The organism is Pseudomonas sp. Irchel s3h9, from assembly GCF_900187475.1.
GTDB classification, from domain to species: Bacteria; Pseudomonadota; Gammaproteobacteria; order Pseudomonadales; family Pseudomonadaceae; genus Aquipseudomonas; species Aquipseudomonas neuropathica.
Genome location: NZ_FYDH01000014.1, coordinates 77,709 through 99,797, shown reverse-complemented (window position 1 = coordinate 99,797; position 22,089 = coordinate 77,709). Strand labels below are relative to the sequence as shown.

Genomic DNA, 22,089 nt, shown 5'->3' with positions numbered 1-22,089 from the left:
ACATTCGACCACTGTCAGAACTAACAGGTGCGCGGGTTTTTCAGACAAACGGCGCTGACACCCGAGGAGGAAAATACAATCTGGCGGATGCGCACAGGGGGACGGATTTATTTAACCAGTGAGCGGGGCTTGATCGAGATTTTTCTGCTGACCGGGATGGCCCATTCGCGAGCAAGCTCGCTCCCACTGGGAAATGCATTCCAAATGTGGGAGCGAGCTTGCTCGCGAAGGGGCCAGTGAAGTCAGCGCAAATCGCCTTTTAAACTCAGGCGTTTAAAAGACACCTCCAGACACGCCTTCCAGGCTACAAATTCTTGCGCCATTGCCTACAGCTACGCCAGAATCCGCCGGCTTGTGCGCTTTGGGGGCGGGTTCTATTGTGGGTCGGTCGCTGACGAATCAGCGATCGGGTTTAGCGACTCGGACCATCTCAGTGCATCAGCGTTCGTGGCTTCGTTGTGGGACTCTTCGCCCGCAATTACGTTATGGCGGCTGTATGCGGGAGACCTTTGGGTCTACCGGGGTGCCTGTGACCGGTTCGCTAACCTGCGTACAGCTGCCACCTTCACTTGTTTAGCGACAGGGAAAGAGTGGCTCCATAACCTCAGGAGCTTCACCATGATCAAACCAACACCCAACCCGCCCGAAACCGACTCCACCTCCCCCTACGAATCCCTCGATTCAAAAAAACTCAACGATGCCGCCGAACGCGCCCTCGATCACTACCTGTGCCCACCCGGCTCTACTCCACCACCGCGTAAAACCCGCCGGATGTACGCCGTGACCGCCGACTTCAAAAACGAAGAACTGCTGGCCGATGCCAGCGAAACACTCGCTTGCGCCAGAACCATCGCCCATGACTTCGCCCACCTCATACCCGCGTCGCAGCGCAGGACGCTGCTGGGGATCGCGCAACTGATCATGCTCGGCGAGCTGGCGGTGAATCGGGTGATGGATAATCTGGAATTGCCGCAATAAAGCGCCGCCACTGATGCCCTCCTGTGGGAGTGAGCTCGCTCACGAAGGCTGACTTACAGGCAACACAGCTTTTCAGGCAAAAAAACCGCCGTTCCGAATCAACCCGAACGGCGGTTTTTTTCATCCAGTAAACGACCACTCGTCTGATCATCACCCGCACCTGTCAGATCTGACAGGTGTGCAATCGGCAATTAAGCGTTCTGATGACACCTGACCCTTTTACCGCTCAGGAGCGTCAGTCATGACCACAACCCAGACACCCGACAACGCCGTGTTGGCGCTCTCCCCACCTCGCGCTCCTGAAGCGACTACGCCTGTAGTGGGTGCCCATTATGGTGTGCCCAAACGCGAATATGACCTCAAACCCATGGGCCTGACCATTGACGTCGATCCTCCGCTAGCCGGTACGGTCGATGCGGGCGACGTGATCCGCCTGGTGCTGAACAACGCCAGCACCGAAGCGACAAAAACCATCCAGCCTGGCCAGGAAAATGCCGTTCATACCCTCTACCTGCCCAAAGGCTTGTTGCGGCCAAATCAACTCAACACGCTTGTTTACACCATCACCCGCGGCAGCGAGAACAGAGGCACGTCGACGCCTGAGTTGACCTTGCTGTACAACGCCATTCGCCCCGGCAATCAGGATCGCACGCCCGGCGACGGCGCCCACTCCGAACTGCAACTGATCCTGCCGCAGGACGTGATCGATGACGGCATTGATGCCGAGCGCGCCAAACAAGGTGTGCAGGTGTGCTTTACCTACCCCTACTGCCGCGCCTACGACGTAATCCGCTTGAACTGCAACGGCAAGGATGTCGTGCGAACCGTCTCCGCCGCTGAAGCCCCGGCCAGCCCTTCAGCCGAACTGACGACAATTTGCGTGATGGTTGGGGAAGATGTGTTCCAGCAGGCCGGGGACAATTCGAAGTTCGTGTTTTCCTACACCGTAACCGATCAGCTTGGCAACGGGCCAGACACCGACTCGCCGTACTCTGGAACGGTGGAGGTCGATGTTCACCTGAAGGAAACCCGACTGGTCGCCCCCGATCTGGCCGAAGACCCGGACGATCCGAGCGATGACCCAAGCACCATCGATCTGGCCAAACTCGGCGGCAAGGATCTCACTGTTCTGGTACACGCCTTCGCGCCGACATGGCAGCCCAACGACAAAATCCGCGTGACCTACACCGCCACCAAGCCAGACGCCCCGGTCGTATCGCACACCGTCGAGGCCGATGTCGGGCGCATTCCGTTCACCTACAAACTGATGGTGCCCAATGCCAAAGTGATCGCCGGCAGCGTGGCGCGGGCGAAATATGAACTGGTGCGCGACGGCATTGCTACTGCAACCTCCGAGACTGCCACGCCCAACGTGATCGGCGGCAGCACCATTGTGTTGTTGCCCCCTTTTCTGGTGGCACCGGCCGTTGATCCGATTGATGTGCTTGCCTATCCGAACGGGGTGACGGTGCGCATCGAGTATCTTGGCGCTGTAAAAGGAGACCGTGCACGACTGGTCGAGGTCAATCCGCCGGCGGGCTCGCCGCAGTTTCCATTGGTGGAGTTCAACAGCAATAAGCGGGTGAATACGGTGTTGAGCCAGGCGTTTTTGGCGGCCAGGCATGCCAAGGAAATTCGGTTGCGCTGGAATTTGAATCGGGACGGTGGTCAGGCAGCTAAATCTCCGCCACTGGCTCTTACAATCCAGCCAATTTCTCCTGAAGATTCGCGCTTGCCTAAACCGCAAATCAATCAAGGGCCAGAACTGGATGTCACTCAGTTGCAGGTCAGTGACCGTTTGACTGTGTCTCCCTGGCCCGGCGAAGCAAACGGACAAAGGTTGTGGTTGCGTTACGAAGTGGTGACGGACGCCATTCCCGCTGAGCCCTTCAACGACCTTGTCGGCGGACTTCACACCCAACTACCCGGTCTGAGCCGTGAGTTACCAGTTAGCTGGCTGAAGACACTCAAGCACGGCAGTACACTGAAAATCAGTTTTTGGGTAAACCTGGCCGGAGGAACAGCAGAAACTGAAGCTGTGCTTTTTCCAGTGCGAACCTACTTGATTAAATCACTGGTATTGACTGCTCCCAAACTTCTGGACATACCGGGCCCGACGCTGGACTTTGACGACATCGCCGATACAGGGGCGCGTATTGAAGTTCCGGCTTATACCGGGATGTCGGTAGGGCAGTCAGTAAAAGTCGAACTTGAAGGTGTGGCTCCGGGACACACAACAGAATCAAAAGATGTTGCAGAAATTGCTGCCCTGATCTTTTCGATCCCGCGACCGGTATTCATTGCCAATGCAGGCCAACCGGTCACTATCACCTATCTGGTTGCTAACACTATGGGCCAGTGGGAAAAACCTGCCTCCCCTCCACTGCAATTGAACGTTCTCGCCAATACTTGGCAAGACTCGATAACTGATTTCAATGGTAATACTGGGGGGTGGGTGTTTGGACCTGCATCGAGAAGGGCCACACTACAAAATGGCTACTATGAGAACAAGTCTTGGGAACACTCGGGAAATTCGGGTGTTGCATTGCACCGGACCTTTCAGTTCAAAGCGGCAAGAACCTATCGCTTTACCTACCGAGTAGCGAATATCAATCCGCAGCCTGACAATCTTCCACCGAGGATCAGCATAAGCACCTCAAGCGGTTTAGCAATTCTGGGAGTGTTTGTCGTTCCCCGAACAGGTGCCTATTACGAACAAACCGCTATTTTTAGAGTCCCGGTTAGCGGTTCTTACACAATTAATGTTGTGAGTCATGAAGATCGGGGAGGTGGTGCCAATGCGGATGGGGGGAATGAATACCGTATCGACAGTATTTATGTAAGGCGGCTATAAGCAGTCGGACAACCAAGCACAAAGGGAACGGATTTATTGAACCAGTGATTTAAACAGCGGGGCTTGATTAAGGTTTTTCTGCTGACCGGGATGGCCTTTTCGCGAGCAAGCTCGCTCCCACAGGGAAATGCATTCCAAATGTGGGAGCGAGCTTGCTCGCGAAGGGGCCAGTGAAGTCAGCGCAAATCGCCTTCTAAACTCAGGCGTTTAAAAGACACCTTCAGACACGCCTTTCAGGCTACAAATTCTTGCGCCATTGCCTACAGCTACGCCAGAATCCGCCGGCTTGTGCGCCTTGGGGTCGGGTTCTATTGTGGGTCGGTCGCTGACGAATCAGCGATCGGGTTTAGCGACTCGAACTCAAGTCAAAGGTGCATCAGCGTTCCAGGCTTCGTTGCGGATCTGTATTTTCGCGATTTCGTCATGGTGGCTGTATGCGGGAGACCCTCGGGTCTGCCGGGTGCCTTTGACCGGTTCGCTAACCTGCGTACAGCCGCCACCTCTCCTGTTTAGCGACAGGTTGTCGCGGCTCCACCTCAAAGGAGCTTCACCATGATCAAACCAACACCCAACCCACCCGAAACCGACCCCACCTCCCCCTACGAATCCCTCGATTCAAAAAAACTCCACGAAGCCGCCGACCGCGCCCTCGATCACTACCTCTGCCCACCCGGCTCCACGCCACCACCGCGTAAGACCCGCCGGATGTACGCCGTCACCGCAGACTTCAAAAACGAGGAACTGCTGGCCGATGCCAGCGAAACACTCGCTTGCGCCAGAACCATCGCCCATGACTTCGCCCACCTCATACCCGCGTCGCAGCGCAGGACGCTGCTGGGTATCGCGCAATTGATCATGCTCGGTGAGCTGGCGGTGAATCGGGTGATGGATAATCTGGAGGTGCCGCAGTAGCGACACGCGATGATCGTTCCCACGCGCAGCAAAGGAATGCCTCAACGGACGCTCCGCGTTCGGCTTTGGAAGGGACGCGGAGCGTCCCGGGCTGCATTCCTTTGCTGCGCGTGGGAACGATCATAAAAAACCGCCGCCCCGTTTTCAGCGGCTTTGCGAACAGTGGTCAATACCGGAGGATTTTTACTTTTCCATTCTTGCTCTTGGGCAATTCGAACTCGACCTCGCCGCCGACTTTGACGCTCGCCCGCAGGGCATCGGGCAATGGAATGCTGAATCGGTATTCTTTGGCCGTCAGAAAAAAACCCGTGGCTTCGGCAAAGGAAATACATCGTCCCGAGGGCTTCGGCGTGATGGTGCCCCTTCCGGTTTTTTCGTCATAACTGCTGAAAATACCTTTCATTGTCGTGCTCCCTTGCACTCGCCCGCATGACCGCGCCAGGTTCACGGCGCCACCTTGCATCAAACTGCAAAATCACGACAAGCGCACCTGTCAGAGTTGACAGTAAAGGGAGATCTCAGACCAATGGCTGCACAACGACGTCAGGAGTCGCGACGCAGATCCGGCGGAATCGGCAAGTCGTCCTTGAGCGGATCCGGGCGTTTGCCCTTGCCCGCACGGTACTGGCGGATCTGGTAGACGTAGGCCAGGACCTGCGCGACCGCGAGATACAGACCACCAGGAATTTCCTGCTCGAGTTCGGTGGAGTAGTAGATCGAACGCGCCAGCCCCGGCGATTCGAGGAGCATGACGTTGTTGGCTACGGCGATTTCGCGGATTTTCAGGGCGAGGAAGTCGCTGCCCTTGGCCAGCAGCACGGGTGCGCCGCCCTTCTCCGAGTCGTACTTGAGCGCGACGGCGTAGTGGGTCGGGTTGGTGATGACCACGTCGGCGTCGGGAATCGCCGCCATCATGCGCCGCTGGGACATCTCGCGCTGGGTCTGGCGGATGCGCTGTTTGACCTCCGGGCGACCCTCCTGATCCTTGTGCTCGTCGCGCACTTCCTGCTTGGTCATCAGCAGTTTCTTGTGGGCTTCCCAGAGCTGCACCGGCACATCGACAGCCGCGATGATGATCAGGCCGCAGGCCAGCCACAATGTGCTCCAGCCGACCAGCGTCACGCTGTGGATGATCGCCATTTCAAGTGGCTCGTGGGCGATCCGCAAAAAGTCATCGACGTCCGCCGACAACACTGCCAACGCCACGCCCAGTGTGATCAGGAACTTGGCCAGGGCCTTGAGCAGTTCGACCACAGCCTTGAACGAGAACATCCGCTTCAGGCCTGCCGCCGGGTTCATCCGGCTGAACTTGGGCGCCATGGAGCCCGCTGCGAACAGCCAGCCACCGAGGGAAATCGGCCCGATCAACGCGGCGAGCAACAGAGTGATCATGATCGGCTGGATCGCCAGCAGCGCCATCTGGCCCGACTGCAACAGAAACGCGCCCATGGAACCCTGATCCATGATCACTTCGCGCGACAGCGTGAAGTTCAGGCGCATCAGTTCCATCAGGTCTTCGGCCAGCATGCCGCCAAACACCAGCAGCGCACCGGCACCGGCCATGGTCACGGCCAGGGTGTTGAGTTCTTTGGAACGGGCAATTTCACCCTTTTCACGAGAGTCCTTTTTACGTTTCTCCGTGGGGTCTTCTGTTTTGTCCTGACCGCTTTCGCTCTCTGCCATGACTCAGCGCGCCCGTGCCAGTTCGCGTAACAACTGCAAGGCCTCGGTGGCCAGCGGCTGGTACTGATTGAGAATGTCCGCCAGACCGACCCAGACGATAAACAGACCGAGCACCAGGGTCAGCGGAAAACCGATGGAGAAAATGTTCAGTTGTGGCGCCGCGCGGGTCATCACGCCAAACGCGATGTTGACCACCAGCAACGCCGTCACCGCCGGCAACACCAGCAACAATGCGGCGCCCAGCACCCAGCCGAGTTTGCCGACCAGTTCCCAGTAATGCGCGGTCATCAGACCGCTGCCGACCGGTAGCGTGGTGAAGCTTTCGGTGAGGACTTCGAAGACCACCAGATGGCCGTTCATCGACAGGAACAGCAAAGTCACCAGCATGGTGAAGAACTGCCCGATCACCGCCACCGAGACACCGTTGGCCGGGTCGACCATCGAGGCGAAGCCCATGCCCATCTGAATCGCGACAATTTGCCCCGCGACGGCAAAGGCTTGGAAAAACAGTTGCAGGGAAAACCCCAGCACCGCACCGACCAGAATCTGCTCGGCTATCAGCAGCAAGCCACTGAGATCCAGCGGGCTGACCGCCGGCATCGGCGGCAGGCTCGGCGCAATACACACGGTGATGGCCACGGCGAAATACAGGCGCACCCGGCGCGACACCAACGTCGTGCCGAACACCGGCATGACCATCAGCATCGAGGCGACGCGAAACAGCGGCAACATGAACGAGGCCACCCAGGTACTGATCTGGGTGTCGGTCAGCTGAAGCAGCGATTGCATGGCTTAGCCGATGACCATCGGGATGTTTTTGTACAACTGGATGATGTATTCCATGAACGTCTGCACGATCCACGGACCACCGATGATCAACGTCACCAGCATCACCAGCAGACGCGGGAGGAAGCTCAGGGTCTGTTCGTTGATCTGCGTAGCGGCCTGGAACATCGCCACCAGCAAGCCGACCAACAGGCTCGGCACTACCAGAATCGCGACCATCAATGTGGTCAGCCAAAGGGCTTCACGAAAGATATCGACCGCAACTTCCGGCGTCATGGCGAGACACCTCCAAAACTGCTGGCCAGGGTGCCGATGATCAGCGCCCAGCCATCAACCAGCACGAACAGCATGATTTTGAACGGCAGCGAGATGATCAGCGGCGAGAGCATCATCATACCCATCGCCATCAGCACACTGGCCACGACCAGGTCGATGATCAGGAACGGAATGAAGATCATGAAGCCGATCTGGAACGCGGTTTTAAGCTCGGAGGTGACGAACGCCGGCACCAGAATGGTCAGCGGCGCCTGATCCGGCGTGGCAATGTCGGTACGTTTGGACAAGCGCATGAACAGCTCGAGATCGCTGGTGCGGGTCTGCGCGAGCATGAAGTCCTTGATCGGCACCTGGGCCTTTTCGACCGCTTGCTGGGCGGTAAGGGTTTCCGCCAGATACGGTTGCAGCGCATCCTTGTTCACCCGGTCGAACACCGGGGCCATGATGAACATGGTGAGGAACAGCGCCATGCCGGTGAGGATCTGGTTCGACGGCGTCTGTTGCAGGCCGAGGGCCTGACGCAGGATCGAGAAGACAATGATGATCCGGGTGAAACTGGTCATCAGAATCACGGCCGCCGGAATGAAGCTCAGGGCGGTCATGATCAACAGGATCTGCAGACTGACCGAATACTCCTGCGCGCCATCGGCGTTGGTGCCCAGCGTGATCGCCGGGATCGACAACGGATCGGCGGCGAATGCCAGCGGCGCGGCCAGCAACAGGGCCAGCGTCAAGACGATGCGTAACGCACCCATTACTTCTTATCCTTCTGATCCTTGCCGAGAATCTTCAGCAGATGCTGGGCAAATTCCGGGGTCGCTTTCTCGCTGGTATTCGGCACCTCGACCGGCTCTTTGAGCACATGCAGCGCGGTGATGGTGCCGGGGCTGAGGCCGAGCAGAATCTGCTCGTTGCCGACCTGCACCAGCAGCAAACGGTCACGCGGGCCGAGCGCGCGCGAACCGATCAGCTCGATCACCTGGCCCTTGCCTGCCGGACCTGCCTGCTGCACCCGGCGCAACAGCCAGGCGAGGAAGAAGATCAACCCCAGCACCAGCAACAGGCCGAATACCAGTTGCGTCAGTTGCCCGGCCACGCCGCTGTTGACCATCGGCGCGGTGGCGGCTGGCACTGTGGTCGCCGTTGAAGGCTCGGCGGCCAGCACGCTCAATGGCAATGCCAGCAAAGCCCAGAGAAACCGTTTCACTCAGCGCAGCTTCTTGATGCGTTCGCTTGGGCTGATCACGTCAGTCAGGCGGATGCCGAACTTCTCGTTGACCACAACTACTTCACCGTGCGCAATCAGCGTGCCGTTAACCAGCACGTCGAGCGGCTCACCGGCCAGACGATCAAGCTCGATTACCGAACCCTGGTTGAGTTGCAGCAGGTTGCGAATGTTGATGTCGGTGCTGCCGACTTCCATCGAGATCGACACCGGGATGTCGAGGATCACGTCCAGGTTCGGGCCATCGAGGGTCACCGGATCGTTGTTCTTCGGCACGCTGCCGAACTCTTCCATTGGCAGACGCGAGCCGCTGGATGCGTCGGCGGCCAGCAGGGCGTCGATGTCAGCTTGACCGTCACCGGTTTCTTCCAGGGCCGCAGCCCATTCGTCAGCCAGTGCCTGGTCGTCCTGGGCGTTCATATCGTCGTTCATCATTTGTCCTCGGCGGGCAAAAATTCAGTTAAATGCTTGGGGTAGGAGCGCCGTTTCAGCGACGCTCGATCGGCTCGATCACTTGCAACGCGAGGTTGCCTTTGTGCGAGCCCATCTTGACCTTGAAGGCCGGCACGCCGTTGGCGCGCATGATCATGTCTTCCGGCATCTCGACCGGGATCACGTCACCCGGCTGCATGTGCAGGATGTCGCGCAGTTTCAACTGGCGGCGCGCCACGGTGGCGCCGATGGGTACGTCGACATCGAGGACGTCCTGACGCAGCGCGTTGACCCAGCGCTCGTCCTGATCGTCGAGGTCGGACTGGAAACCGGCGTCGAGCATTTCGCGCACCGGCTCGATCATCGAGTACGGCATGGTCACGTGCAGGTCGCCGCCACCGCCATCGAGTTCGATGTGGAACGTGGAGACCACGATCGCTTCGCTTGGGCCGACGATGTTGGCCATAGCCGGGTTCACTTCCGAGTTGATGTACTCGAAATTGACTTCCATGATCGCCTGCCAGGCTTCTTTCAAATCGACGAAAGCCTGTTCCAGCACCATGCGCACCACACGCAGTTCGGTCGGGGTGAATTCACGCCCTTCGATCTTGGCGTGACGGCCGTCGCCGCCGAAGAAGTTGTCCACCAGTTTGAACACCAGTTTGGCGTCAAGGATGAACAGCGCGGTGCCGCGTAACGGTTTGATCTTGACCAGGTTGAGGCTGGTCGGTACGTACAACGAATGCACGTATTCGCCGAACTTCATCACCTGCACGCCACCGACGGCAACGTCCGCCGAGCGGCGCAGCATGTTGAACATGCTGATGCGGGTATAGCGGGCAAAACGCTCGTTGATCATTTCCAGAGTCGGCATGCGTCCACGGACGATGCGGTCCTGACTGGTCAGGTCGTAGCTTTTGACACTGCCGGGTTCGGCAGCGTTATCGGTCTGTACCAGACCATCGTCGACGCCGTGCAAAAGCGCGTCGATTTCATCCTGGGACAGCAGATCCTGCACGGCCATGTCGTGTTCCTACTGCAGTACGAAATTAGTGAAAAGCAACTGTTCGATCACCACTTTGCCCAGCTCTTTCTGCGCCACTTCCTGGACGCTGGCGGTGGCCTTCTGGCGCAACATCTCTTGGCCGACCGGGGTCGCCAAGGTGGCGAAATCCTGACCGGAGAAGAGCATCACCAGGTTGTTGCGGATCACCGGCATGTGCACTTTGAGCGCTTCCAGATCGGCCTGATTTCGCGCCAGCATGGTGATGCTCACCTGCATGTAGCGCTGACGGCCGTTCTGGTTGTAGTTGGCAACAAAGGCCGGCGCCATCGGCTCGAAAATCGCCGGCTGCTTGCCGACAGGCGCTGCATCAGCGGCTTCGGCAGGCTTGCTCTGAGCGCTGTGCATGAAGAACCAGGTCGCCCCCACGGACGCGCCAATGGCCAGCAGCAACGCCAGCACGATCACAATGATCAGCTTGAGTTTGCCTTTGGTTGCGGGGTCTTTCACTGCTGCTGTTTCGCTCTTCGCCATGCCAATAATCCGTCACTAATCGGGTTTTCACAGTCGCACGGCAAGGCAAGAGCAAGTGTTATGCCAGAAGTGTCGGCCGTAGCGCAGACAACGCTAAAGTCAAAGGCACCCTCACCCCAGCCCTCTCCCGGAGGGAGAGGGAGCCGACCAAGGTGTCAGACGCCAAACATCGACCTGAAAGACCGAGTCGATTATGGATTCACAACAGGAGTATCCGGTCGGCGTACTTCGCAAGCATCCCCCAATCGGTCCCCTCTCCCTCTGGGAGAGGGCTAGGGTGAGGGTTTTCAGGGGGCCGACCGAGGTGCAAGACGTCAAACATCGACCTGAAAAACCGAGTCCATTATGGATTCACAACAGGAGTATCCGGTCGGCGTACTTCGCAAGCATCCCCCAATCAGTCCCCTCTCCCTCTGGGAGAGGGCTAGGGTGAGGGTTTTCAGGGGGCCGACCGAGGTGCAAGACGTCAAACATCGACCTGAAAAACCGAGTCCATTATGGATTCACAACAGGAGTATCCGGTCGGCGTACTTCGCAAGCATCCCCCAATCAGTCCCCTCTCCCTCTGGGAGAGGGCTAGGGTGAGGGTTTTCAGGGGGCCGACCGAGGTGCAAGACGTCAAACATCGACCTGAAAAACCGAGTCCATTATGGATTCACAACAGGAGTATCCGGTCGGCGTACTTCGCAAGCATCCCCCAATCGGTCCCCTCTCCCTCTGGGAGAGGGCTAGGGTGAGGGTTTTCAGGGGGCCGACCGAGGTGCAAGACGTCAAACATCGACCTGAAAAACCGAGTCCATTATGGATTCACAACAGGAGTATCCGGTCGGCGTACTTCGCAAGCATCCCCCAATCAGTCCCCTCTCCCTCTGGGAGAGGGCTAGGGTGAGGGTTTTCAGGGGGCCGACCGAGGTGCAAGACGTCAAACATCGACCTGAAAAACCGAGTCCATTATGGATTCACAACAGGAGTATCCGGTCGGCGTACTTCGCAAGCACCCCCCAATCAGTCCCCTCTCCCTCTGGGAGAGGGCTAGGGTGAGGGTTTTCAGGGGGCCGACCGAGGTGCAAGACGCCAAACATCGACCTGAAAGACCGAGTCGATTATGGATTCACAACAGCAGTATCCGGTCGGCGTACTTCGCAAGCATCCCCCAATCGGCCCCCTCTCCCTCGGGGAGTGGGCTAGGGTGAGGGTTTTCAGGGGACCGACCGAGGTGCAAGACGCCAAACATCGACCTGAAAAACCGAGTCCATTATGGATTCACAACAGCAGTATCCGGTCGGCGTACTCCGCAAGCACCCCCTAATCAGTCCCCTCTCCCTCTGGGAGAGGGCTAGGGTGAGGGTTTTCAGGGGGCCGACCGAGGTGCAAGACGCCAAACATCGACCTGAAAGACCGAGTCGATTATGGATTCACAACAGCAGTATCCGGTCGGCGTACTTCGCAAGCATCCCCCAATCCGCCCCCTCTCCCTCGGGGAGTGGGCTAGGGTGAGGGTTTTCAGGGGACCGACTGAGGTGCAAGACGTCAAACATCGACCTGAAAAACCGAGTCCATTATGGATTCACAACAGCAGTATCCGGTCGGCGTACTCCGCAAGCATCCCCCAATCAGTCCCCTCTCCCTCTGGGAGAGGGCTAGGGTGAGGGTTTTCAGGGGGCCGACCGAGGTGCAAGACGCCAAACATCGACCTGAAAGACCGAGTCGATTATGGATTCACAACAGCAGTATCCGGTCGGCGTACTTCGCAAGCATCCCCTAATCAGTCCCCTCTCCCTCGGGGAGTGGGCTAGGGTGAGGGTTTTCAGAGGGCCGACCGAGGTGCAAGACGCCAAACATCGACCTGAACATTATGGATTCACAACAGCAGTATCCGGTCGGCGTACTCCGCAAGCATCCCCCTATCAGTCCCCTATCCCTCTGGGAGAGGGCTAGGGTGAGGGGCTCTTGATTTTGCTCAGGCGTAATAGTCGACCGCGCTGCTGCCAATCACGCTGGTGGTTTGAGCGGCGGCTTCAGCAATGGTTGCAGGCACCAATTCGTCATCCGCCGAATCGAGGCGACCGCCGGCCGCGCTGGTGCGACCACTCTGGCCCTGCTGCGCCTGTTCCTGACCTTGTTGCCCCTGCCAGCCACGGTTCTGGTCGGAGACATTGACGTCGACCTGACCCATGCCCTGCTGGTTGAACATTTCGCGCAGGCGATGCATCTGGCCGTCCAGCGCTTCTCGCACGCTTGGATGCGCGCTCATAAAGGTCACTTGGGTCTGCTGGTCCAGAACCATGTTGACGCGAATATCCAATCGCCCCAGTTCAGCCGGCTGCAGCTGAATGTCGGCCGCCTTCAGATTGGCACTCGACAGATACATGACGCGATTGACCACTTCTTCAGTCCAGCCGCTCTGGTGCATGGCGATCGGCTGATTCACCGGTACCGCGTTCGCAGTCTTCGGCGTGGCCGCCTGCGTCAGTGCCGCCAGACGGTTGGCGAAGTCATCGACGCGGGTATCGCTGGTCGCCGTTTTGAGATCTTTGAGGCCGTCGTCGATCAAGCCGCTGAACGCTTTGTCACCACCCTGGCTGGTGCTGTCCTTGTCGGCTTGCACGTCGAGCATACTGGCCATGCCGGCGGCGAAGGTTTGCGCGGAAGTCAATTCACCGTCGGCCTGAGCCTGAGCCGGCGACGCTTTCGGTTGCGCCTGGCTGGCGGCGGAAATGTGCCCGCCCTGCTCCATCGCCATGCGCACGGCCGGCATTGAGTCGAGCGGATCGGCCGAAGGGTCGAAATCGCTGTCAGTGGCCGGTGCCTGATCTTTGACCGTCCCCGGCAGAGCGGCAAGCGCAGGCGTTTCGGTTTCAGGCTGGTCAGTCGCGACGACCGCCGGATTCTGCACAACTGGCGTCGTGACTACCGGCTGCACAGCGGTTGCCAATGCCGGATCGAGCGTCGGATCAACCGGCGCCGCGTCTACGACTGGCGTCTGGGCGGTGCCTGTGTTGTCGTCGCTGCTGGCGCTGCCGTCATCGGTCGCTGCGGTTTTGTCGGCAGGCAAGTCGTTGCCGCTATCGGCAACCGCCGGTTGTGCAGCGGCAGACGGATCTTTGGCGATGTCCTTTTTGCCGCTGTTGTCAGCGACCTTGTCGCGCGCCGACTTGGGCGAATTGTCAGCGGTGGCGACAGGCTTGTTCGACCCCTGATCGGCGAACACTTTAGCGAAGCTTGAGGCTTTATCCCCGGTGTCTACGGCCATAGCCGACGATTTGGCCGAGGCGGCCTGCGCCTTGGCCTGAGCGGCATTCTGAAGAAGGATGTTGGGGGTCGCAGGCATGAAACGGTCTCCGCTGCACTGGGATCGTAGGTACAGTTGCAGAGATAGCTGCAAGTGCCGGGCCAGATTTGCCTGGCGCTCGTAAAAAGCGCCGGACGGCGGGATCAGTGAGTAGTGGCGTGCTGTCGCTCGTCTTCGTAAACAGTGCGAATTTCAGCGAATTCGACGCTGATATCGGCGACCAGCCTGACGTTTTCTGCCGGACTCTTGTCCCTTGCTTCGCTTTCCAGCTTCTGGCACAGCACGGCCAGTCGAACCGCGCCCATATTGCTGGCGCTACCCTTGAAGCTGTGAGCAACCTCCGATAGCACTTCGGCATCGGCGGTCGTTTGCAGCACCTGCACGCGACTTTCGGAATCTATCAGGAAGGTATCCAGCAAATCCGGATAGTTCTCCTCCATGACGTCACGCAATGTATCGAGTACGTCGCGATCCACATGTTGGTCAGTCACTTGTTCACTCCTTGATCAAGAATTGCGCGAATTATGCCTCAACCTCCCAGGAAAACTCCACGCAGGCACTACGACCTTCGTCCGACCAACTGGCGTTATGCCCCAATTGCCGGACCAGACTGACGCCGCGCCCCGACAAACGGACACCGTCCAGCGGCCTTTCCATGACTCGCGCCACATCAAAACCCTTGCCGCTGTCCTCAACGCGAATCACCAGCCGGCCGCCCCCGCCTTGTGGCTGCACCTGCAGATGCACACGGACAAAGCCATCCTGCAGCGCCTCCAGCCGATCGTTGCGCTGCTGATAATAGCGAGCAAAACCCGCCGCATCGCGCTTGAGGCTGGAGTCCAGACCCAGCACGCCATGTTCCAGCGCATTGGAATACAACTCGGCCAGCACACTGTACAAAGCACCACTCTGCGCCCGCAACCCATGCACCTCAAGCAGCAACTGCAACAGGTACGGCAACGGATTGAAACGCTTTAGTGTGGCACCACGGAATTCGAAGCTCACCGACCAGTCAAGCGGGCACGACTGGCCGCTGTCGGAATACACCGGCGCCGACGGTTTAACCTGCGCCGGCTCCAGCAGGCTAACCTCGACCATGCTGACATCGTCGCGCGCCTCGCCACGAAAATCCCGCAGCGCCTGCTCGATATCCTCGAACAAGCGATCCGGCTCGCGATTGGCGGCGAACACCTGCTGCAAACGCTCGACGCCGAACAGCTGATCACTGGCGTCACTGGTGTCGATCACCCCGTCGGACAACAGAAACACCCGATCACCGACAGCCATCGGATGCACTTCCGTACGATCATCGAACGCCTGCGCACTCAGCACACCCAGTGGCAAGTGCCGCGCTGCCAGCGGTACACGCTCACCACTGGCGATCCGATGCAGATAGCCGTCAGGCATGCCGCCGTTCCACACTTCGACCGAACGCCGCTGAAAACTCAGGCACAGCAACGTGGCGCAGCAGAACATGTCCACCGGCAGGATGCGTTTGAGCTTGGCGTTCATCTCGCGCAGGGTTTCCGCCAGGCCGTAGCCCTTGGCGGTCATGCCATAGAACACCTCGGCCAGGGGCATCGCCCCGACGGCTGCCGGCAGGCCATGGCCAGTGAAATCGCCTAACAGCACATGCATGTCACCTGCCGGCGTGTAGGCCGCCAGCAGCAGGTCACCGTTGAACAAGGCATAGGGCGATTGCAGGTAGCGGATGTTCGGCGCACTCAGGCAACCGGAATGCGCCACTTTGTCGAAAACGGCTTTGGCCACACGTTGTTCGTTGAGCAGGTAATCATGGTGTTTGGCGATCAGGTCGCGCTGCTGCAGCACGGTTGCCTGCAAGCGGCGCAAGCGATCCATCGCCTTGATTTTGGCGGCGAGGATCACCTGGTTGTAAGGCTTCGCCAGAAAGTCGTCGCCACCGGCCTCCAGACAACGGGCCAGCGCTTCGCTTTCGGTCAGCGACGTGAGGAAGATGATCGGCACCAGCGTCTCGCCCGCCAGCGCCTTGATCTGCCGCGCGGCTTCGAAGCCGTCCATGACCGGCATCATCGCGTCCATCAAGACCAGATCGGGTTGCTGCCGGCGAAACAGATCGACCGCTTCGGCACCGTTGGCCGCCGTCAAGACGTTATGGCCCTGACGACGGACGATGGTCGACAGCAACAGGCGATCGGCGGCGCTGTCTTCGGCGATCAACAGGGTCAGCGGCTCTTGCGCCTGCATGGCCGTCAACTGATGTCGAAGAGTTTGTCGAAATTGGAGATGGCGAGGATCTTGCGCACATCGGAGTTGCTGTTGACGACTCGCACGTCCGAATTATCGCCACCGGCGTGATCCCGCAGCAGGAGCAGCATGCCCAGTGCGGAGCTGTCGAGGTAGGTGGCCTCTTTCAGATCGACCACGATGGACTCAGGTTTCTTTTGGAGTCGCTCATAGGACTCGCGAAACTCCTGATGGCGCCCGAAATCGAACCGCCCCCTGACCGAGATCGTCAGTTTGTGACCATCCGGAGAGACTTCTGTAACGACTGACATTGACTGGCTTCCTTGTCATTGACGAACCTGTACAAGGTTTAGCACTTGCACAGGGTTGCGGCAAGGTTAGAAGACAGATCAAAAGATCGCAGCCTTCGGCAGCTCCTACACTGATCCTCTGTAGGAGCTGCCGAAGGCTGCGATCTTTTGATCTTGCTTTAAAACGGATTCTGTCGCGGCAAACGCTGCGACAATTCATCGAGCAACTTCTGCTCGCGCTTGTCTTCAAGGCGTTGCGCCTCTTCGCGATAACGTTGCACCAGTTTGCGCAAACCTTCGACCTTGGCGAACGCCTGCTGCCATTCCTCACGCGCCTTGTCGAGCTTGTTCTGGTGCCAGACCAGACTCTGGCGCTGCTGGTCGACGGCGGTGTCGAGTTGCGCCAGAAAGCCCTGAAAACCGAGCAGCCATTGCCCGCTCACGCCGGTGCTGCCGCGCACGATCCATTGCTGCGAGTAATCCAGACGAAAGGCATTGAGGTCGGCGAGTTTGCTTTCTGCGACTTTGACCTGACCCTGAAAATAGCCCAGCCGTTGCACGGCGGTTTTTTCGGCCTGTTCGGCCATGTCCACCACCGGAGCCAAGCGCGCAGCGCGGCTGACGGCCATGGCCGGTTACCCGCCCGCCGCAGGGGCGAACAAGGTCTCGAGATAGGCCTGGCTTTCACCCATGTTGATTTTGTCGTTGAGGCCCTGACGCTGGTAGCGCACTAACTGCGGTTGCAGGGAAATCGCCAGATCGGTCTCGCGGTCGCCGCCGGCAACGTAGGCGCCGACGCTGATCAGATCGCGGCTCTGCTGATAACGCGACCACAACTGTTTGAAGTACTGCGCGCGCTGCATGTGTTCCGGCGAAACCACCGCCGGCATTACCCGGCTGATCGACGCTTCGATGTCGATGGCCGGATAGTGCCCTTCCTCGGCCAGACGCCGGGACAGCACGATGTGACCATCAAGTACGCCTCGAGCCGAGTCGGCAATCGGGTCCTGCTGGTCATCGCCTTCGGACAACACCGTATAGAACGCGGTAATCGAACCACCGCCCTTCTCCGCATTACCGGCACGCTCAACCAGTTTCGGCAATTTGGCGAACACCGACGGCGGATACCCCTTGGTTGCCGGCGGTTCGCCGATGGCCAAGGCGATTTCCCGCTGCGCCTGGGCGAAACGGGTCAGCGAATCCATCAGCAGCAGGACGTTCTTGCCCTTGTCGCGGAAATACTCGGCAATTCGCGTGCAATACATGGCGGCGCGCAGACGCATCAGCGGCGCATCGTCCGCAGGGGATGCGACGACCACGGAACGCTTGAGACCTTCTTCACCGAGGATGTGCTCGATGAATTCCTTAACTTCTCGACCCCGCTCACCGATCAGGCCAACGACGATAATGTCGGCCTCGGTGAAGCGGGTCATCATGCCCAGCAACACCGATTTACCGACACCGGTACCGGCGAACAGACCCAAACGCTGGCCGCGACCGACCGTCAGCAAACCGTTGATGCAACGGATACCAACATCCAGCGGTACGCTGATCGGGTCACGGTTGAGCGGGTTGATCGTCGGGCCGTCCATTGGCACCCAGTCTTCGGCCTTCATCCCGCCCTTGCCGTCCAGCGCACGACCGGCGCCGTCGAGCACGCGCCCGAGCATGCTCATGCCCATCGGCAAGCGACCGGTATCAGCCAGTGGCACCACACGGGCGCCCGGGGCAATACCAGCGACGCTGCCGACCGGCATCAGGAAGACTTTGCTGCCGGAAAAGCCCATGACCTCCGCTTCCACCTGGGACGGGTGGTAGCTGTCGTCGTTGATCACCAGGCAGCGCGTGCCCATGGCGGCGCGCAGGCCTTCGGCTTCGAGGGTGAGGCCGACCATACGTAGCAGGCGACCTTCAAGAATCGGCGCACCGGCAATCTCGGTGGCCTCAGCGTAAGTGCTCAGGCGCTTGGCGAAACTGGTGCGTTCAAGGCGCATCGGGTTCGTCCGCGAGCGGCTCTTCAGGCGAGGCCGCCGGTTTTACATCTTCTGGAATGTCCAGAGTCAGATCCGCCTCGGCCGGGTGCAAAGCCTGCTCGTGCAACTGATCGAACAGTTTGGCCATGACCTGAGCGACGCGGGTTTCGATGCTGGCATCGATGCGGCTGTGCTCGGTTTCAACCCGGCAGCCACCCGGCAACAGCGCTTCGTCTTCGACAATGCGCCAGGTTTCCTCATGACGTTCGCGCAAAGCCTTGGCCTGCTCGAAGTCCTGCGGATTGACGTACAGACGCACATTCTCGACGCCCAGCGGCAACAGCTTGAGCGCATCGCGCATGACGTGTTCGATCTGGCTGGAATCGATGGCCAGCTCGCGCTTGATCACCTGTTTGGTGATGTGCTGCACGAGGTCGACCAGTGATTTCTCAATCTGGGTGTCTTGCTCGGCGATCGGCTCGAACAGGTTCGCCATCAGTTGCTCAAGGCTGGCCAGCTTCGCCGCCAACGCCACTTCAGCTTCCTGACGAACCTTGAGCGTGGCGCTGTGAAAGCCTTCTTTCTCGCCGATGCCAAAGCCCTCGTTGTAAGCCTCCTGACGGATGCTTTCGAGTTCTTCCAGGGTCAGTGGCTGGACTTCTTCCAGCGGCACCTCTTCCATTTCCGGCGGTTCGGGTTCCGGCTCGGGCTCGGGTTCCGGCTTCGGCGGGTCGAAGCTGGGCATGGCCCAGGATTCGAAACCACGGACATCGCGGGCACGGATCAGATCCGTCACATCGTCGTCGTGCTTGTCCATGGGCTTAGATCATTTCCTCGCCGCCTTTGCCACCGAGTACGATCTCGCCGGCTTCGGCCATACGACGGGCAATGGTGAGGATTTCTTTCTGCGCGGTTTCGACATCGCTGACGCGCACCGGGCCTTTGGCCTCGAGGTCGTCGCGCAACAGTTCGGCAGCACGTTTGGACATGTTCTTGAAGATCTTCTCTTTGACGCCTTCGTCCGAACCCTTGAGGGCCAGCACCAGCACGTCCGAGGACACTTCGCGCAGCAACGCCTGAATGCCACGGTCGTCGACATCGGCGAGGTTGTTGAACACGAACATGAGGTCTTCGATCTGACCGGACAGGTCTTCGTCGACTTCGCGGATCGAGTCCATGAGCTGACCTTCGATCGAGCTGTCGAGGAAGTTCATGATGTCCGCCGCACGCTTGATGCCACCCAGGGTGGTGCGCGAGGCATTCGAGTTGCCGGAGAACTGCTTCTCGAGAATCTGGTTCAGCTCTTTCAGTGCTGCTGGTTGTACGGTGTTCAACGACGAGACGCGCAGGATGATGTCCAGACGCACCTTGTGGTCGAAGTTGCCCAGCACTTCACCGGCCTGATCCGGGTCGAGGTACGCCACCACGATCGCCTGAATCTGCGGGTGTTCGTAACGGATCACGTCGGCAACGGCGCGCGGCTCCATCCATTTCAGGCTGTCGAGACCACTGGTGTTGCCACCGAGCAGGATGCGGTCGATCAGGCCGTTGGCCTTGTCTTCACCCAGGGCCTGAGTGAGCATTTTGCGCACGTAGTCGTCGGAACCGACGCCTAGGCTGGTCTGGTCGCCGACGATATCGACGAACTCGCTCATGACCTGCTCGACCTGCTCGCGATGGACGTTGCCCATCTGGGCCATGGCCACGCCGACACGCTGAACCTCTTTCGGGCCCATGTGGCGCAGCACTTGTGCGGCGTCGGTCGAACCCAGGGACAGCAGCAGAATCGCGGCTTTGTCGACCTTGGTCAGTTTGACGGTAGCGGCTCGGTTATCACTCATCTGCGTTAATCCACTCTTTCACGACCTGAGCCACGCGACCCGGATCCTCGGCCACCAGACTCTTGATTGCATTCAGTTGCGCGTCATAACCCTCACTTGGGCTCGGCAACAGAATGCTCTGCGGACCACCGAGGCTTACGCGGTCGTTGGCCAGGTCGCCGTCCAGGCCGCCCATCCCACCGAGTTCCACGTCGCTGCCAAGACCGGCCAGCTCCTTGCCTTTGCCGCCGCCGGTGATGTTGTTGAGCACCGGACGCAGCACACCAAACACCAGCACCAGGATGAACAACACACCCAGCACTTGTTTGACGATGTCCCAGAACCATGGCTGGGAGTAGAACGGAATATCGGCAATCACTTCGCCGCGCTCGGCGGAGAACGGCATGTTGATCACGCTGACGCTGTCGCCACGGCTGGCGTCGAAACCGACGGCGTCCTGGACCAGACGGGTGAAACGCGCCAATTCGTCGGCGCTCCACGGCGCGCGTGTGGTTTCGCCGTTGGCCGCGTTGACCTTGACCTGATCGTCGACCACCACCGACACCGACAGACGATTCAGGCGACCCTGCTGCTGTTTGGTGTGGCTGATGGAACGGTCGAGTTCGAAGTTCTTGGTCGATTGTTGACGCTTGTCTGCCGGGTATGGCGCGAGCATCGGCTGGCCGGTGGCCGGGTCCATGATCTGCTGACCGTTGGCATCAACCAACGGCTGGCCTGGCTGCACCATAGCGGCCGGCGCTGCGGCGCCACCGGTGGTTTGCGGCGCCGAGGCTGGCGACGGCGGCTGGTTGCTCAGAGCACCCGGCACACCTTGCGGGCCATTGCTGGCGGTGCGTTGTTCGTTGACCGACTGCTCGCTGCGCAACGCCGGTTGATCCGGGTTGAACTGCTCGGCAGTCGACTCGACGGCATTGAAATCGATGTCGGCCGAGACCTCAGCCTTGTAGCGATCATTGCCCAATACCGGCTGCAGAATGTTGTGCACGCGCTGGGTGAGCATGCTTTCCATGCGGCGGCTGTAATCGAACTGCTTGCCGGCCATGGTCATTTCGGAGTTCTCCGCCTGATCAGAGAGCAGGTTGCCCTTCTGGTCGACGACGGTGATCTGCGACTTGCTCAATTCAGGAACGGAGGTGGCCACCAGGTTGATGATCGCCACCACCTGACCCGGCTCCAGCGAACGACCGGAATACAACTCGACCAAAACCGAAGCACTTGGCTTGCGTTCATCTCGCACGAACACCGAACTCTTCGGAATCGCCAGGTGCACGCGGGCACCCTTGACGTTGTTCAGGCTGGAGATGGTCCGCGCCAGTTCACCTTCGAGGCCACGACGGTAGCGCGTCGCTTCCATGAACTGACTGGTGCCCAGCCCCTGTTCCTTGTCGAGGATTTCAAAACCGATGTTGCCGTCGCTGGGAGTGACACCAGCAGCGGCGAGTTTCATCCGCGCACGGGACAGGTCATCGGCCTTGACCAGCAAGGCGCCGGAGTTCGGTTCGACGGTGTAAGGAATGTCAGCAGAGGCCAGGGTGTCCATGACCTGCTTGGCGTCCATGCCGGCAAGGCTGCCGTACAACGGACGGTAATCCGGCTGCTGCGACCACAGCACCACGGCAAAGCCAATCGCCACGCTCGCAGCCAGGCCGACCAACAGGCCCACCTGACGCAGCATGGTCATCTCGGAGAGGTTTTCCAGGAAGGACAAGCCGAACAGCGGCGGTTTGCCGTCTATTGGGGTGGCCTTGGCCGGAACGTTATCGGCGACTGCTTCTGCCATGACT

General features: G+C 59.4%; 21 protein-coding genes. 3 read left to right on the top strand and 18 right to left on the bottom strand.

Going from position 1 to position 22,089, the window contains the following annotated elements:
* Positions 1–618: 618 nt before the first annotated feature.
* From CKW26_RS22205 to CKW26_RS22195, 3 genes are all read left to right on the top strand, one after another.
* Positions 619–978, top strand: a complete 360-nt coding sequence (locus CKW26_RS22205; protein WP_095050188.1) for a DUF6124 family protein — start codon at positions 619–621, stop codon at positions 976–978.
* 241 nt (positions 979–1,219) lie between these two features.
* Positions 1,220–3,832: a hypothetical protein gene (locus CKW26_RS22200; RefSeq protein WP_095050187.1), complete on the top strand. Its 2,613-nt coding sequence runs from the start codon at positions 1,220–1,222 to the stop codon at positions 3,830–3,832.
* Positions 3,833–4,384: 552 nt separating this feature from the next.
* A complete protein-coding gene (locus CKW26_RS22195) occupies positions 4,385–4,744 on the top strand; it encodes a DUF6124 family protein (RefSeq protein ID WP_095050186.1) in 360 nt (119 codons plus the stop codon).
* A gap of 166 nt (positions 4,745–4,910) precedes the next feature.
* On the opposite strand, the gene CKW26_RS22190 is transcribed toward CKW26_RS22195, so the two are convergent.
* From CKW26_RS22190 to fliF, 18 genes are all read right to left on the bottom strand, one after another.
* Entirely contained in the window at positions 4,911–5,147 is a 237-nt protein-coding gene (locus tag CKW26_RS22190) for a hypothetical protein (RefSeq protein ID WP_095050185.1), read from the bottom strand.
* 140 nt (positions 5,148–5,287) lie between these two features.
* Positions 5,288–6,427 (bottom strand): flagellar biosynthesis protein FlhB, encoded by a 1,140-nt coding sequence (flhB, locus tag CKW26_RS22185; protein ID WP_093439755.1) that lies wholly within the window; start codon positions 6,425–6,427, stop codon positions 5,288–5,290.
* A gap of 3 nt (positions 6,428–6,430) precedes the next feature.
* Complete coding sequence (gene fliR, locus CKW26_RS22180) at positions 6,431–7,216, bottom strand: flagellar biosynthetic protein FliR (RefSeq protein ID WP_095050184.1); 786 nt, start codon at positions 7,214–7,216, stop codon at positions 6,431–6,433.
* 3 nt (positions 7,217–7,219) lie between these two features.
* Positions 7,220–7,489 (bottom strand): flagellar biosynthesis protein FliQ, encoded by a 270-nt coding sequence (fliQ, locus tag CKW26_RS22175; RefSeq protein WP_038363854.1) that lies wholly within the window; start codon positions 7,487–7,489, stop codon positions 7,220–7,222.
* Positions 7,486–8,244 carry a flagellar type III secretion system pore protein FliP gene (gene fliP, locus CKW26_RS22170; RefSeq protein ID WP_095050183.1) on the bottom strand — a complete coding sequence of 253 codons (759 nt, stop codon included), beginning with the start codon at positions 8,242–8,244 and terminating at the stop codon, positions 7,486–7,488. The genes fliQ and fliP overlap by 4 nt, the downstream gene beginning before the upstream one ends.
* On the bottom strand, positions 8,244–8,696 hold the full coding sequence (fliO, locus tag CKW26_RS22165; protein ID WP_093439747.1) for a flagellar biosynthetic protein FliO: 453 nt from the start codon (positions 8,694–8,696) through the stop codon (positions 8,244–8,246). The genes fliP and fliO overlap by 1 nt, the downstream gene beginning before the upstream one ends.
* Positions 8,697–9,146 (bottom strand): flagellar motor switch protein FliN, encoded by a 450-nt coding sequence (gene fliN, locus CKW26_RS22160; RefSeq protein ID WP_008077656.1) that lies wholly within the window; start codon positions 9,144–9,146, stop codon positions 8,697–8,699. It lies immediately after the preceding gene.
* A 55-nt stretch (positions 9,147–9,201) separates the two neighbouring features.
* Entirely contained in the window at positions 9,202–10,170 is a 969-nt protein-coding gene (fliM, locus tag CKW26_RS22155; RefSeq protein ID WP_003222890.1) for a flagellar motor switch protein FliM, read from the bottom strand.
* Between the two features lie 9 nt (positions 10,171–10,179).
* Positions 10,180–10,683: a flagellar basal body-associated protein FliL gene (fliL, locus tag CKW26_RS22150; protein ID WP_007920033.1), complete on the bottom strand. Its 504-nt coding sequence runs from the start codon at positions 10,681–10,683 to the stop codon at positions 10,180–10,182.
* 1,960 nt (positions 10,684–12,643) lie between these two features.
* Entirely contained in the window at positions 12,644–14,014 is a 1,371-nt protein-coding gene (locus tag CKW26_RS22145; RefSeq protein ID WP_095050182.1) for a flagellar hook-length control protein FliK, read from the bottom strand.
* A gap of 104 nt (positions 14,015–14,118) precedes the next feature.
* Positions 14,119–14,466, bottom strand: coding sequence for an Hpt domain-containing protein (locus CKW26_RS22140; protein WP_095050181.1), 348 nt, complete (start codon positions 14,464–14,466; stop codon positions 14,119–14,121).
* Positions 14,467–14,497: 31 nt separating this feature from the next.
* A complete protein-coding gene (locus CKW26_RS22135) occupies positions 14,498–16,201 on the bottom strand; it encodes a fused response regulator/phosphatase (RefSeq protein ID WP_095050180.1) in 1,704 nt (567 codons plus the stop codon).
* A gap of 5 nt (positions 16,202–16,206) precedes the next feature.
* Positions 16,207–16,512 (bottom strand): STAS domain-containing protein, encoded by a 306-nt coding sequence (locus CKW26_RS22130; RefSeq protein ID WP_095050179.1) that lies wholly within the window; start codon positions 16,510–16,512, stop codon positions 16,207–16,209.
* A gap of 158 nt (positions 16,513–16,670) precedes the next feature.
* Positions 16,671–17,120, bottom strand: a complete 450-nt coding sequence (fliJ, locus tag CKW26_RS22125) for a flagellar export protein FliJ (RefSeq protein ID WP_093439724.1) — start codon at positions 17,118–17,120, stop codon at positions 16,671–16,673.
* A gap of 6 nt (positions 17,121–17,126) precedes the next feature.
* A complete protein-coding gene (fliI, locus tag CKW26_RS22120; RefSeq protein WP_093439720.1) occupies positions 17,127–18,485 on the bottom strand; it encodes a flagellar protein export ATPase FliI in 1,359 nt (452 codons plus the stop codon).
* On the bottom strand, positions 18,475–19,281 hold the full coding sequence (gene fliH, locus CKW26_RS22115; RefSeq protein ID WP_095050178.1) for a flagellar assembly protein FliH: 807 nt from the start codon (positions 19,279–19,281) through the stop codon (positions 18,475–18,477). Before fliH ends, fliI begins: the two co-directional genes overlap by 11 nt.
* 4 nt (positions 19,282–19,285) lie before the next feature.
* A complete protein-coding gene (fliG, locus tag CKW26_RS22110) occupies positions 19,286–20,305 on the bottom strand; it encodes a flagellar motor switch protein FliG (protein ID WP_016771079.1) in 1,020 nt (339 codons plus the stop codon).
* The gene (gene fliF, locus CKW26_RS22105) at positions 20,298–22,085 is read right to left on the bottom strand and encodes a flagellar basal-body MS-ring/collar protein FliF (protein ID WP_095050177.1); all 1,788 of its coding nucleotides are present in this window, start codon (positions 22,083–22,085) and stop codon (positions 20,298–20,300) included. Before fliF ends, fliG begins: the two co-directional genes overlap by 8 nt.
* Positions 22,086–22,089: the final 4 nt, after the last annotated feature.